12 protein-coding genes are annotated in these 13,212 nt (G+C 64.4%); 2 read left to right on the top strand and 10 right to left on the bottom strand.

The window, feature by feature from the left end:
• The first annotated feature begins 119 nt into the window (after nt 1-119).
• The gene (locus LDJ84_RS28385) at nt 120-503 is read left to right on the top strand and encodes a NirD/YgiW/YdeI family stress tolerance protein (RefSeq protein WP_024762160.1); all 384 of its coding nucleotides are present in this window, start codon (nt 120-122) and stop codon (nt 501-503) included.
• A 69-nt stretch (nt 504-572) separates the two neighbouring features.
• Here the strand turns inward: LDJ84_RS28385 and LDJ84_RS28380 are convergent, their stop codons facing one another.
• From LDJ84_RS28380 to LDJ84_RS28350, 7 genes are all read right to left on the bottom strand, one after another.
• Nucleotides 573-1,604, bottom strand: coding sequence for a histone deacetylase family protein (locus LDJ84_RS28380; RefSeq protein ID WP_017520827.1), 1,032 nt, complete (start codon nt 1,602-1,604; stop codon nt 573-575).
• A 189-nt stretch (nt 1,605-1,793) separates the two neighbouring features.
• Complete coding sequence (locus tag LDJ84_RS28375) at nt 1,794-3,179, bottom strand: APC family permease (protein WP_038803550.1); 1,386 nt, start codon at nt 3,177-3,179, stop codon at nt 1,794-1,796.
• A gap of 387 nt (nt 3,180-3,566) precedes the next feature.
• Nucleotides 3,567-4,616, bottom strand: coding sequence for an extracellular solute-binding protein (locus tag LDJ84_RS28370; protein ID WP_024762162.1), 1,050 nt, complete (start codon nt 4,614-4,616; stop codon nt 3,567-3,569).
• Nucleotides 4,617-4,659: 43 nt separating this feature from the next.
• Entirely contained in the window at nt 4,660-5,448 is a 789-nt protein-coding gene (locus LDJ84_RS28365) for an ABC transporter permease (RefSeq protein ID WP_065086552.1), read from the bottom strand.
• On the bottom strand, nt 5,445-6,362 hold the full coding sequence (locus LDJ84_RS28360) for an ABC transporter permease (RefSeq protein ID WP_024762163.1): 918 nt from the start codon (nt 6,360-6,362) through the stop codon (nt 5,445-5,447). The genes LDJ84_RS28365 and LDJ84_RS28360 overlap by 4 nt, the downstream gene beginning before the upstream one ends.
• On the bottom strand, nt 6,359-7,408 hold the full coding sequence (locus LDJ84_RS28355; RefSeq protein WP_065086551.1) for an ABC transporter ATP-binding protein: 1,050 nt from the start codon (nt 7,406-7,408) through the stop codon (nt 6,359-6,361). Before LDJ84_RS28355 ends, LDJ84_RS28360 begins: the two co-directional genes overlap by 4 nt.
• Before the next feature lie 395 nt (nt 7,409-7,803).
• A complete protein-coding gene (locus LDJ84_RS28350; protein WP_065086550.1) occupies nt 7,804-8,820 on the bottom strand; it encodes an AraC family transcriptional regulator in 1,017 nt (338 codons plus the stop codon).
• 149 nt (nt 8,821-8,969) lie between these two features.
• Here LDJ84_RS28350 and LDJ84_RS28345 point away from each other — a divergent pair, with 149 nt between their 5' ends.
• Nucleotides 8,970-9,893 (top strand): SdiA-regulated domain-containing protein, encoded by a 924-nt coding sequence (locus LDJ84_RS28345; protein WP_169887082.1) that lies wholly within the window; start codon nt 8,970-8,972, stop codon nt 9,891-9,893.
• Nucleotides 9,894-9,914: 21 nt separating this feature from the next.
• Here LDJ84_RS28345 and LDJ84_RS28340 read toward each other — a convergent pair whose 3' ends face one another.
• The 3 genes from LDJ84_RS28340 to rpiA all read right to left on the bottom strand — a co-directional run bounded on the left by LDJ84_RS28340 (nt 9,915) and on the right by rpiA (nt 13,167).
• Nucleotides 9,915-11,858, bottom strand: coding sequence for an autotransporter outer membrane beta-barrel domain-containing protein (locus LDJ84_RS28340; RefSeq protein WP_226045634.1), 1,944 nt, complete (start codon nt 11,856-11,858; stop codon nt 9,915-9,917).
• Between the two features lie 213 nt (nt 11,859-12,071).
• Nucleotides 12,072-12,404 carry a YegP family protein gene (locus tag LDJ84_RS28335; RefSeq protein WP_037012520.1) on the bottom strand — a complete coding sequence of 111 codons (333 nt, stop codon included), beginning with the start codon at nt 12,402-12,404 and terminating at the stop codon, nt 12,072-12,074.
• Nucleotides 12,405-12,495: 91 nt separating this feature from the next.
• Complete coding sequence (gene rpiA / locus LDJ84_RS28330) at nt 12,496-13,167, bottom strand: ribose-5-phosphate isomerase RpiA (RefSeq protein ID WP_037012516.1); 672 nt, start codon at nt 13,165-13,167, stop codon at nt 12,496-12,498.
• Nucleotides 13,168-13,212: the final 45 nt, after the last annotated feature.

Here is a 13,212-nt window from a genome sequence, read left to right as displayed (position 1 = left end):
TTTAGATCGGAGCAATGTGGGCGTTTGCGGTCTTAAGCTTGGATTAAGTCCCGATTCAGGATGGTTTCAGCCGTCGGCACTAGGCTGAGCCCATCGAAAACGCCCAAGGAGGCACTTCCATGAAACTGACTCACCTCCCGCTGATCGCCGCCGCTGGCCTGTTCTCCACCGTCACCTTCGCCGCTGGCGGTTACACCGGCCCGGGCAGCGATGCCCAGCCCGCCGCCGCCGCTGCCGGCCCGATCACCACGGTGAAGCAGGCCCAGGCCGCCGCCGATGACACCAAGGTCGTGCTCGAAGGCACCATCACCAAGCGCATCAGCAGCGAGCACTACGAGTTCAAGGACGCCACCGGCAGCATCCAGGTCGAGATCGACCACGACGATTGGCCAGCGGGTACTTCGGTCTCCGAGAACACCAAGGTGCGCCTGACGGGTGAGGTTGACCACCACAAGCAGAAGCCCACCGATATCGATGTGGATCGCGTGGAAATCCTCCAGTAATCCGCTCTCGATAAAAAAAGCCGCGCCGGGAACCCCATCCCCGGCGCGGCTTTTTTGCTTTCGAGTGCGTCAGCCGATGCTTTCGAAGCCTTGCAATACGTTGATCGCATTGATACCGATCTCTTCCACCGCATAACCCCCTTCCATGACGAACAGGGTCGGCAGGCCGAGCTTGCCGATTGCCTCGCCCATGCGCAGGTAGTCCGGACTGTCCAGCTTGAACTGGGAGATCGGGTCTTCCTTGTAAGTGTCCACGCCCAGCGACACGATCAGCACGTCCGGCTTGTACGCCGAGATCTGCCGGATCGCCGCCTGCAATGCCAGGCTCCAGACCGACCAGTCACTGCCCGAGGCCAGCGGATAGTTGAAGTTGAAGCCTTCGCCAACGCCTTGGCCCTTCTCGTCGGCGTAGCCGAGGAAGTAGGGATACTCGAAACGCGGGTCACCGTGGATCGAGGTGAACAGCACGTCGGCGCGGTCGTAGAAGATGTCCTGGGTGCCGTTACCGTGGTGGTAGTCGACGTCGAGGATGGCCACGCGGTTCGCGCCCTGGTCGAGGATCGACTGGGCAGCGATGGCGGCGTTGTTGAAGAAGCAGTATCCGCCCATGAAGTCCGCCGAGGCGTGGTGGCCCGGCGGACGGCAGAGCGAGAACACCGAGCGCGCGCCCTTGGCCAGTTCGGCCTGGCCGGTCATCGCCACGTTCACCGAGCTGAGCACCGCCTGCCAGGTGCCGGCGGTGATCGGTGCGCCCGCGTCCAGGCTGTAGTAGCCCAGGCGGCCGTCGATGCTGTCCGGCTCCTTCTGCCGCAGGCGGCGGGTCGGCCAGCAGATCGGCAGCATGTCGTGGGTGCGGCCGGTGGCCAGCCAGTCACGCCAGGCGTGTTGCAGGAACCGCACGAAGCCTTCGCTGTGCACCCTCAGGATGGGTTCCAGGCCGAAGTCGCGTGGGGCCTGGATGTCGCCCAGTTTCACCGCCTTGGCCCGGTCCAGCACCATGTCGGCGCGGCTGGGCTTTTCGAAGCAGGGGGTGAACTGGCCGCCGATCAGCTCGTGCTGACCGTGGTGCAAGCGATGGTCGTCGGTGTAGATCGTCAACATCACGCGCTCCTGAGGGCGCACAAGGCGCCCGGTTAGGTTCCGGTTATCTCGGCCTGTCTACGATCTGCTGCGCGTCGGCATAACTGCGTTGAAATCGGTCTCGGGATGCTCATTTACTGCGTGTAAATTCCGCTCCCTCCACCGATTTCGCCTTGTTCTGCTCTAGCTCGCGAGATCGTCAACGGGCTTTCAGGCGTTTTCCTCGAAATTCACACTCGGTGCCTTGCGGCGGAAGCCGCCGGTATGCACCGCCAGGTAGGCGAAGCCGACGGCGAACCAGCTCAGGCCCACGATCAGGGTCATCTGCGAGAGGCTGGTCCACAGCCACAGGGTCAGGCACAGGCCGATGAACGGGATGGCGCCGTACAGCAGGACGTTCTTCGCGCCGCGACGGCGCTCCACGCCCAGGTAGGTGCGGATCACCGCCAGGTTGACCACGGAGAAGGCCACCAGCGCACCGAAGCTGATCATCGAGGCGAGGGTGGTCAGGTCCAGCACGATGGCCAGCAACGAGATCGCCGAGACCACCAGGATCGCCACCACCGGGGTCTGGAAGCGCGCGTGCAAGGTGCCGAACAGGCTGCGCGGCAGGATGCCGTCGCGGCCCATGGTGAAGATGATGCGCGATACCGAGGCCTGGGATGCCAGCGCCGAGCCGATGCAACCGGCGATATAGGCGGAGGTGAAGAAGTTGCCGAGGAACTGGCCGCCGGCCTTGAGCATCACTTCGTTGGCCGCCGAGTCGGCGTTCTGGAACACGCTGCCGGGGAACACCAGCTGGCTGATGATCGCCAGCAGGGTGAACATCAGGCCGGCGATGACGGTGGTGATGATGATCGCGCGGGGAATGTCGCGGCGGGCGTCGCGGGTTTCCTCGGCCATGGTCGAGACCGCGTCGAAGCCCAGGAACGACAGGCACAACACCGCGGCGCCGGCCATCAGCGGGGCGAAGCCGGGCTGGGTGCCGTCACCGACGAAGGGCAGGCTGAAGTCGATCGCCGCGCCGCCGGCCAGTGTCTTGATCGACATGATCACGAACACCACGATGAACACCAGTTGCGCGCCGACAATGACGTTGCTCATGCCGGCCACCTGGCTGATGCCGACCACGTTGAGCACGGTCACCAGGGCGATGGAGGCGACCACGAACACCCAGGCCGGGATTTCCGGGAAGGCGATGTTCATGAACAGGCCGATGAGCAGATAGTTGATCATCGGCAGGAACAGGTAGTCGAGCAGCAGCGACCAGCCGGACAGGAAGCCGACCACCGGGCCGAAGCTCAGGCTGGTGTAGGAATACGCAGAACCCGAGATCGGGTACTTGCGCACCATGAAACTGTAGGAAGCGGCGGTGAACAGCATCGCCAGCAGGGTGATCAGGTAGGCGCTGGCAGTGCGGCCGCCGGTCATCTCGGTGACCACGCCGTAGGTGGTGAACATGGTCAGCGGGACCATGTAGACCAGGCCGAAGAAGACCAGGGCGGGCAGGCCCAGGACGCGTTTCAGGCGGGCGTCGGCGTTGGCCGGGGTGCCCTGTTGGGTGTGAGCTGTGCTGGCGCTGTGTTGGCTGGCCATGGGGGAGTCCTCGCGATTGTTGTTGTCTTGCGGGCGGGCGGCGTTCGGTGGCCGTCCTGTAGTCATCGGTTTACGGCTCAGCCGCAGCGATGACGACGCGCGAGGAATGAGGGTGTGTGCTGCAGGGTGACGCAAAAGCTGGTCATGGGCGTTCTCGGGGCATTTGTTCTTGTGGATAACGCGCTCGCGTTCCCTCGGGAAATCCCTGCGCCATCTGCGATGGTGTAGGGGCTGGCCGCCTTTCCAGCCGCTCCCTGCGCGAGCCGCCCGACTCTAGCAACCAGGGGTGCCGGGCAGAACTCTGCAAAGGGTCAAAAAGGGATCGAAATGGCCAAAATGGCTGTCAGAATCACCCGACGCGAACCGCCGCGCCGGGTGACCTGTGGGTCATTTCTTCAGTTTGGTCCAGACCTTGGAACGCAGTTGCAGCGCCTTGGGCGAACAGAGCTTGAAGGGCTTCAGGCGATCCAGCTTGTCCGCCGGGGTGTTGATCGCCGGGTCGTCGAACAGCTCCTTGTCCATGAACTTGTCCGAGCCTTCGATCGCGTTGTTGTACTTGGCGAAGTTGGAGGCCAGGGCGATGTTCTCGGGCTGCATCATCCAGTTCAGGAAGGCGTGGGCCTCCTTGATGTTGGTGGCGTCCTTGGGAATGGTCAGGTTGTCGATGAACAGGCGCACGCCTTCCTTGGGATAGACGTAGACCAGGCTGGCGCGCTGGGCGTGGGCGCGGTGGAAGGCGCCGTTCCATTGCTGGTGCATGGAAACCTCGCCGGCGGCCATGCGCTCGATGGTGCCGTCGCTGTTGTACATGGCCAGCATGGGTTTCTGCTTGAGCAGCAGGTCCTGGATCTTCGCCGCCTCTTTCGGGTCCTCGGTGCATTCGTCGACGCCCAGGTAGTAGGACGCGGGGGCATAGAGCTCCTCGATGGAGTTGAGCGCCACCACCTTGCCTTTCAGCTCCGCCGGCGGCTCGAAGAACGGCTTCCAGCTTTCATCCAGCTTGCCGCCTGGCACCTTGGCGCTGTCGTAGCTGTAGCCGGTGGTGCCCCACAGGTAGGGCACGGAGTAGTCGTGGCCCGGGTCGTAGGTCAGGGTCTTGAACTTGTCCTTGAGGTTGGCCAGGTTCGGCAGCTGCGACTTGTCGAGCTTCTGCAGCAGGCCTTCCTTGACGAAGATCTCGATGAAGCTGTCCGACGGTACGACCACGTCGTACGCGCCGCCGCCGGCCTTCAGCTTGGCCAGCAGGGTTTCGTTGCTGTCGTAGGAGTCCAGGGTGGCGTGGATGCCGGTGTCCTTCTCGAACTTCTTCAACAGTTCCGGCGGGAAGTAGTCGGACCAGTTGGCGAAGTGCAGGGTGCCGTCGGCATGGGCGCTGCCGGCCAGCAGCAGGCTGGCGGCGACGAGCGTGCGGGCGATGGGGGTACGGCGGAATTTCATCGGTGAAGCTCCTTGCAATGTTGTTTTGATTGGCGGCAGGAGGTCAGCGGCGACGCTGGCCGACGTAGTACGACAACGCAACGAACGCGATGGAAATCAACAGTATTATTGATGATATGGCGTTGATCTTCGGGGAAATCCCCATTCGGATGGAGCTGAAGATATACACCGGCAGGGTAGTGGCACCGGCACCGGCGACGAAGTAGGTGATGACGAAGTCGTCCATCGAGATGATGAACGCCAGCATCGCCCCGGACACGATCCCCGGCGTCAGCAGCGGGAAGGTCACCTTCCAGAAGGTCTTCCACGGCGAGGCATAGAGGTCCGCCGCCGCTTCCGCCAGCCGTGGGTCCATGCCTTCGAGACGGGCGCGGATCGGCAGGTAGGCGAAGGGAATACAGAACACGATGTGCGCCAGCAGGATGGTGAACAGCGACAGCTTCAGGCCGATGAAGGCGAAGAACATCAGCGTCGCCACGGCGGTGACGATCTCCGGCACCAGCAGCGGCAGGCCCAGTACGCCGCTCATCAGCGTCTGCCCGCGGAATGTGCGACCGCGCATGCCTAGCGCGGCGAGCGTGGCCAGGGTGGTGGCGACGACGGTGGCCAGGGTGGCGACGATCAGCGAGTTCTTCGCTGCGCGGAGGATTTCCGGATCGTCCGCCACCACGGCGTACCATTTCAGGCTGAAACTTTCCCACAGCGTGGCCGATTGGCCGCTGTTGAAGCTCAGCACCACCAGCACGAAGATCGGGATATAGAGGAAGGCGAAGAACAGCCAGGCGGCGGGCCGGACCCCGGTGAACTTCCACAGCGGGTTGGCCGACTTCATGGATGACCTCCCGATGCGCCCTGTTTGAACCGCATGCTGTAGATCAGCATCGCCAGCAGCACGAAGGCGAGCAGGGCGAAGGACAGCGCCGCGCCGAACGGCCAGTTGTGCGCCGTGCCGAACTGCAACTGGATCAGGTTGCCGATCATCAGCGACTTACCGCCCCCCAGCAGCTCGGGAATGATGTAGCTGCCCAGCGAGGGAATGAATACCAGGATGCAGCCGGCGACGATGCCGGGCATGGCCAGCGGAATGATGATCCGCTTCAGCGCCTTCCAGCGGTTGGCGCCCAGGTCGAAGGCCGCTTCCACCAGGCGCCAGTCCATCTTCTCCAGGCTGGTGTAGATGGGCAGGACCATGAACGGCAGGTAGGTGTAGAGCAGGCCGATGATCACCGCGTTGTCGGTGTAGAGGATGCCCAGCGATGCGTCGGAGAAGCCCAGCCCGTGCAGCCCTTCGTCGATCAGCCCGCCGTTGCGCAGGAGCAGCATCCAGGCGTAGACCCGCACCAGCAGGTTGGTCCAGAACGGCACGGTGACCAGGAACAGCAGCAGGTTGCGCCGGCGTTCGTCCTGCAGCGCCAGGTACAGCGCGGTGGGGAAGCCGATGAGCACGCAGCCCAGGGTGGTCAGGATCGACAGCCAGAACGAGCGCTGGAAGATGCCCAGGTAGTCGGCGTTGAACGACAGGCTGTCGTCCAGGTCGCGCTCCCAGAGGAAATTGATGTAGGCCTCGACGGTGTGCTGGCCCCATTTCACGCCGCCATAGTCCCCCGGTGCCTGGACCGACACGGCGAACATGATGCCCAGCGGCAGGACCAGGAACACCACCAGCATGATCATCGCCGGGCTGGTCAGGGCCAGGCGCTTGAACAGTGATTGGCGTTCCGCTTGCGCGCGTAGTGTTGTACTCATTCGGCCAGCACCCGGATGGCGGTGGCGGGAACACGGACCCGCACCCGCGCGCCGGGCGCGTGGGTGGAAAGAGCGCCGTCGCGGTTCTGCTGACGTACGCGGAAGCCGCCCTGACCGGCGACATTGAGGTGGTACACGGTGTCGGTGCCGACGTAGACGATGTTCTCGACTACGCCTTCGAGCTGGCCGTCCTGCGCCAGCTCGGTGCGCTCCGGGCGGATCGCCAGGGTCACCTTGCCGGGCAGGGTGGTGGCGGCCGGCAGCGTCTGGCCGTCGGCCAGGCGTACGCTATCGCCGCTGGATTCGCCTTCGAGGAAATTGGTCTCGCCGATGAAGTCGGCCACCAGGCGGTTGACCGGTGCCTCGTAGATCTCGGTGGGCGTGCCGATCTGCATGACCTTGCCGCGGCTCATTACCGCGATGCGGTCGGACATGGTCAGCGCTTCTTCCTGGTCGTGGGTGACGAAGATGAAGGTGATGCCGGTCTCGTGCTGCAGGCGCTTGAGCTCGATCTGCATTTCCTTGCGCAGCTTCAAGTCGAGTGCCGAGAGGGATTCGTCGAGCAGCAGCACCTTGGGCCTGCTGGCCAGCGCGCGAGCTAGAGCGATGCGCTGTTGCTGGCCGCCGGAGAGCTGGTCGGCGCGGCGCTTGCCGACGTCGGGCAGGCGCACCAGGTCGAGCATCTTCTGCACGGTGGCGTCGATGTCGCTGCGTTGCTTGCCCTGCATTTCCAGGCCGAAGGCGATGTTCTCCGCCACGGTCATGTGTGGGAACAGGGCATAGCTCTGGAAGACGGTATTGACCGGGCGCTTGAAGGGCGGAAGGCCTTCCATCGCGTCGCCATACAGGCGAATGCTGCCGGAGGAGGGTTGTTCGAAGCCTGCGATCAGTCGCAGCAAGGTGGTCTTGCCGCAGCCCGACGGGCCGAGGAGGGTGAAGAATTCGTTGGCGCGGATTTCCAGTGACACGTCGTCCAGGGCCTTGAGGCCTTGTCCGGGTGTACCGAACTCCATGCATATCCGCTCGATGGTGATCGCGCTGGTCATGCTCGTACCATGCAGTTAAGCAGTTGTTATTGTTGAGGTTTTACGGTTTCTAGGGCCGTTTCACCTAGCTGCGGATTGATAATGACCAAGCGCCGGGATGCGCAGAACGATAGATCAGGCCAATAAGGGATAAATCAGGCCAAGTTGAAAATGGCGCCTGGAACGCTGGATTTCGGGCGTCAGCGGTGTGTCGTCTGCCGGGCTTTTTGTAGGAGCGAGCTTGCTCGCGAACCGATCGGCTCTGGCGCGTGGACTGGCTTTGCCCTCTCCCTGAAGGGAGAGGGAGCCGTGCGGAGTTCTTTGGATGGAATGGAGTCAGCCGGCGAGCGCGGGACTTTCCGCTTGCTCCGGAAAGTTCAGGGAGAGGGTTAGGGAGAGGGGGCGCCGGTCTGCACCTAGCCCCGATACAGGCTCGGACTCGCCCCACTCCAGCGCTGGAAGGCATGCCGGAAGCTGGCCGTCTCGCTATAACCTAACTGCTCGGCGATCAGGTAGATCGGCAGGTCAGTATCCTTGAGCAACTGCCGCGCACGGTCGAAACGCACCTCGTCGAGCACCTGTTGATAACTGGTGTTCTGCTGCTGCAGGTGGCGGCGCAGGGTACGGGTGGAGCGGTGCAGGTGGCGCGCCACGGTGTCCAGGCTGGCGGTGTCCTGCAGGTGGCTGGCCAGGTGCTCGCGCAACTGGTCGATCATGTCGCCGCGGCTGCTGAGCGTGGCGCTCATGCGCAGGCATTGCTGCACGCCGTTGTGGCAGCTGACCGGGTCGGCCAGTGGCAGCGGGCGGTCCAGCAGGCCGGGGCTGAAGCACAGCGCGCTGGTTGGCGCGCCGAAATCCACCGGGCAGCCGAGGCGCTCGGTGTAGGTCTCCGCGTGCAGCGGCGGACGGTAGGCGAGCAGCAGCCGGCGCGGGCGCACCGATTCGCCGAGCAGGTCGCGGATCACCGTCAGCAGCGAGGTCAGGCACAGTTCGGTGTTGAACACCGTCAGCTCCGGCGCGTAGCGGTAGCCGTCGGCAGTCAGGTGCACCTCATCGCCCTGCGGCGTCAGCGCCAGGCGGAAGTAGGTGCCCAGCAGCTCGGGAAAGGACAGCGCCAGTTGCAGCGCATCGCGCAGGGTGCGGCTGGCAAGCATGCTGTAACCCAGGATTCCGTAAGCCGAGACATGCATGCGCAGGCCCAGGTAGAGGCCCAGCGCCGGGTCGTGGTGGCAGTTGAGGGCGTTGGCGAAGACCCGCAGCTCCTGGGCGTGGGTGATCAGCTTCTCCGGTGTCAGCAGGTCCGCTTCGCCAATGCCGCTGCCTTCCAGCAGCTTCGGGCGCGGCACGCCCGCGTGGTGCAGCACCTCGGTCGCCAGCACCACGGTGTGCAGGGTCGCCTGCTGGCGTTGTTCGGGGAGCAGATGCTGGGCCATCGATACGCCTCTTGTAGCCTCTTGCAAAAGAAACACAGGACAGACTTGCGCTAACCTGACTCTAGCCTGCCCGCAAGCTCTGGTGGCCTTTAAGTTTGGCTTCAGGCGCTGCTGCCAATCTGCCATGCCAACCCCGCCCAGAGTCCTCCATGCGTCGTTTGCTCAAGCCCCGTCGTCTGTTCCTGCTGCTGGCGCTGCTTGCCTTGGCCATGCTGCTCGCGCTGGGCCAGAGCTTCCGCGTCTACGAGCGCGCCTGGTTCAAGTTCAACGAGTGGCGCCATGCTGCGCTGTGGCAGGACAAATCCATTTGGCTGCCCGACTACCGTGTCGTGCTGGAGGCGCAGCCGATCGAGGGGCTGGAGGAAAATGTCTCGGCGCTGACCTACGACCCGGACCGGCAGACCCTCTTCACCGTCACCAACAAGCAGAACGAGCTCGTCGAGCTGTCGCTCGAAGGCGAGGTGCTGCGCAGGATCGAGCTGCACGGTTTCGGCGATACCGAGGCGATCGAATACATCAGTCGCAACGTCTATGTGATCACCGACGAAACCCACCAGCGCCTGATCCGTGTTGAGCTGCGCGACGACACCAGGGAGTTGCGCATCGAAGACGCCCAGCAACTCGCCCTGGCCCTCGGCCGTGGCGGTAACAGTGGCTTCGAGGGGCTGGCCTACGACTCGGTCGGCAAGCGGCTGTTCGTCGCCAAGGAGCGCAAGCCTGTGCATATCTACGAAGTGCGCGGCTTCCCTTACGAGCAGTCCGAGCAGCCCATCGCCGTCCACGTGGTGGAAGACCTCCAGCACAATCGCAACCTGTTCGTCCGCGATCTTTCCAGCCTGCAGTACGACGAGCGCAGTGGTCACCTGCTGGCGCTGTCCGACGAGTCCCGGCTGGTGCTGGAGCTGAGCGCCGATGGTGAGCCGATCAGTTCGCTGTCGCTGCTGCGCGGCATGAGCGGCCTGCGTCGCAGCGTGCCGCAGGCCGAAGGTATCGCCATGGACGACCAGGGCACGCTGTACCTGGTCAGCGAGCCCAACCTCTTCTACGTATTCAAGAAACGCGAGGCGCACTGAGGGCGCCTCGCTGTCCCGCGATCAGAACTGCCACTGCACGCCGAGGGAATAGGACGCCTGGCTGCCCTCGCTGTGGGCGAAGCGCGAGTTGGCCTCGGCGAACACGCCCAATTGCTCGGTGACCGCCAGCAGGGCACCGGCCTGGGCACGGCCGAAGTCCTTGTCCACGCCGCCCAGGTCGGCGACGCGAGTGCGGCCATCGCCCAGGGCGGTCAGCGCGATGTCGTCCAGGCGGCCATCGGCCAATTCCCTCACCCAGCGCACGCTGGCGTACGGCTGCACGGCCATGCGGTTACCCAGCGGCAGCTCGCCGCGCAGGCCCCAGCCAAGGCTGGCTTCGACCGAGTCATAATCCTGCTTCTCGTAGCCCAGCGCGGTGCGCAGGTCGTCATCCTCGTTGAAATCGTCGATCTTGTAGTGCACATAGTCCAGCCCGCCCTGTGGCCCGGTCTTGATGCCGTCGATGTCGAAGTCGTAACCGCCGTCGATCCGCGCGCCCCAGAACCAGGCGTTGGTGTCGCCGTCGATGCGCTGGTCGAGCAGCACCGGGCCGTTCTTCGCCTTCAGGTACACCGCGCGCTTGCTGTCGAAGTCGGCGTAGCCGGCGCTCAGCTCGCCACCCAGCCAGGCCGGGCCGCCGTCGTTGAACAGGCCGTAGAGGCCGAGCTGCCAGGTTTCCGCTTCCAGTCGTGCACTATGGTCGAGGTTGTCGCGGCTGCGCTGGAAGCTCAGGCTGCCGCCAACGGTCAGTGCCTCGCTGGCGCGATAATCACCCAGCAGGTTCACCCCGGCGCGGTGCGAGCGCGGGTCGCCGGGCATGTCGAAACCGCTCTCGGGGGTGGTTTCACCTTCCACGCCAACGGCGCCGTCGAAGCTGCCGACCGGGCCCGAGCTGCCCAGCAGGCTCAGCCAACGGCGGTCATGCAGGCGGGTCAGGGCCAGGTGCTGGCGCTGCAACTGGTCTTCCATCTGCCGCGCCATGGCGCCGCCGGAGGCGGTGGAGGCGAGCAGGTCGGCGTTGGTCAATTCCAGCACCAGGCGCGTGAGCAGGCGCGAGAAGTCCCGCAGGCGCTGGTCGATGCGCTCCTGGCCAAAGGCGCCAGTGAGTACCTGCTCGTTGTCCAGCGCCGGATTGTGCCAGGTGGCGCCGCCGGGGATGGCGGGGTTGTCGGTCTGTTCGTAGCCGTCCAGGTCGCCCAGTTCCCAGTTGGTGGCTTCGATGAACAGCACCGGGACGTTCAGGCCCTCGAAGCTTTCCCCGTCGCTGCAGCAACCGGTACCCGCGGGGTATTCCTCGTTCAGGCCAGGGTTGGTGAACAGCGGGATCTTCAGCTCCTGGGCGATACGCAGCAACTGATCGCGGTAGGCGCCCAGCGCAGGGTTGTCGACGCTGTTGAAGCCGGCGTGGGCGTACATCTTGTCGCCGGTGATCAGGCTGTCGAGGTTGATCATGCCCAGCAGGTTGCTGCGCTGTTCCTCACTGAGCGAGGCGACGTAGGCGCGCGAACCGCGCAGACCTTCCTCTTCGGCTCCAAAGCCGACCACTTCCAAACCGTTCTCCAGCTCGATACCGCCCAGGTTGCGGGTGATCTCGGTCAGTACGGCTGCGCCTGAGCCATTGTCGTCCAGGCCCTGCAGGGTGGGGCGGCCGTAGTAGGTGTCATAGTGCGCGCCCAGCACCACGTACTGGCCGCTGCTGCCTGGGGCACTGGCGATGACGTTCTGCGAGCGGCGGTTGCCGGCCCAGGTGAAGTCCTGGATCTGCGTCTGGTAGCCGAAGCCTAGGCGCGACTGCATGAGCGCGGTGGCGCCGGCGAAGCTGGCGGTGCCACGGTAACGGCCGGGGTAATCGTTGATCAGGGTGTCGAGGGTGTCCTCGGCGTAATCCCCGTACTCATAGGCGCTGGCGTCGATCGAAAACGCGGCGCATCCCAGGCTGACCGCAACGGCTAAAGGTTTGAACACGGCACTTTCCTCTGTGTCGATTGGAATCGCATCGGTCTTCGATGCGTGCGCCGGAGGAAAGCAGGATGCAGGCCGGTTCGCCGGAGATGGGCGGAATTTGACGCGTCAGTGACCGAGGGTGTCGCGCCACTGTAACAATGTTGATACACGGCCGGCGACGGTGCCGGCCGTGCAAGGCGGCTGTGTGAGAACGCTCACCGAAACGGTGCGCGATCAGGTGTCGTCGCTGATCGGTGCATCCCCCGCGTAACGCTTGACCGCCGCCACGCCGGCATCGGCGGTGGCCTTGCTGGCGTACATCTGGCTCTGTCCGACGACCTGGCCGTTGGTGGCCTTGAGCACGAAGTAGTGCTTGCCGTTGGTGGCGACCTTGACCTCGAAGGCACCTTCGCGCTGCGAGTTCTTGCGCACCGACTCGATGCCGTCGATGGCCGAGGTCTTGGCCTTGTACAGCTCGCTGGTCAGGACGATCTCGCCATTGCTGGCGTGCAGGTTGAAGTGGAACTGGCCATCGCTGGCCTTTTTCAGATGGTATTTGGCGGCCATGCTGCGTCTCCGTTGGGGCTTGAGGTCATCCCAGCGTAGACGGCAGCAGAGGCTCTGGAAGGCGCCATCCGGCGGATGGCGCCTGAGGGTGTCAAACCTTGAGGGTCTTCACGCCTTCGGTGGTTCCCAGCAGCAGCAGGTCGGCCGGGCGGGCGGCGAACAGGCCGTTGGTGACCACGCCGACGATGTTGTTGATCGCCTCTTCCAGTTGCACCGGGCTGTCGATGCGCAGGTTGTGCACGTCGAGGATGATGTTGCCGTTGTCGGTCAGCACGCCCTCGCGGTACACCGGGTCGCCGCCCAGCTTAACCAGTTGGCGGGCGACGTGGCTGCGGGCCATGGGGATGACTTCCACCGGCAGCGGGAACTCGCCGAGGATCGGCACCAGCTTGCTGCCGTCGGCGATGCAGATGAACTTGCGGGCCACTGCCGCGACGATCTTCTCGCGGGTCAGTGCGGCGCCGCCGCCCTTGATCAGCTCCAGGCGCTCGTTGGTCTCGTCGGCGCCGTCCACATAGAACTCCAGCTCGCTGACCGTGTTCAGGTCGTAGACCGGGATGCCATGGCCCTTCAGGCGCTGGGCGGTGGCTTCGGAGCTGGCCACGGCGCCGTCGAACTCGGCCTTGTGCTGGGCCAGCAGGTCGATGAAGAAGTTGGCGGTGGAGCCGGTGCCGACGCCAACGATGCTCTTGCTGTCGAGGTGCGGAAGAATGTGGTCGACGGCGGCCTGGGCCACAGCCTGCTTGAGCTGATCCTGGTTCATGGCGAAGGGTCTTCTTACCTGGAAGGGCGCAACGGCGCCGGAGAA

Origin of the sequence: Pseudomonas sp. HS-18, assembly GCF_020401845.1 — a bacterium.
Lineage (GTDB): Bacteria > Pseudomonadota > Gammaproteobacteria > Pseudomonadales > Pseudomonadaceae > Pseudomonas > Pseudomonas nitroreducens.
The sequence above is the reverse complement of the archived record's forward strand: the minus strand, read 5'-3'. Positions and strand labels throughout refer to the sequence as shown.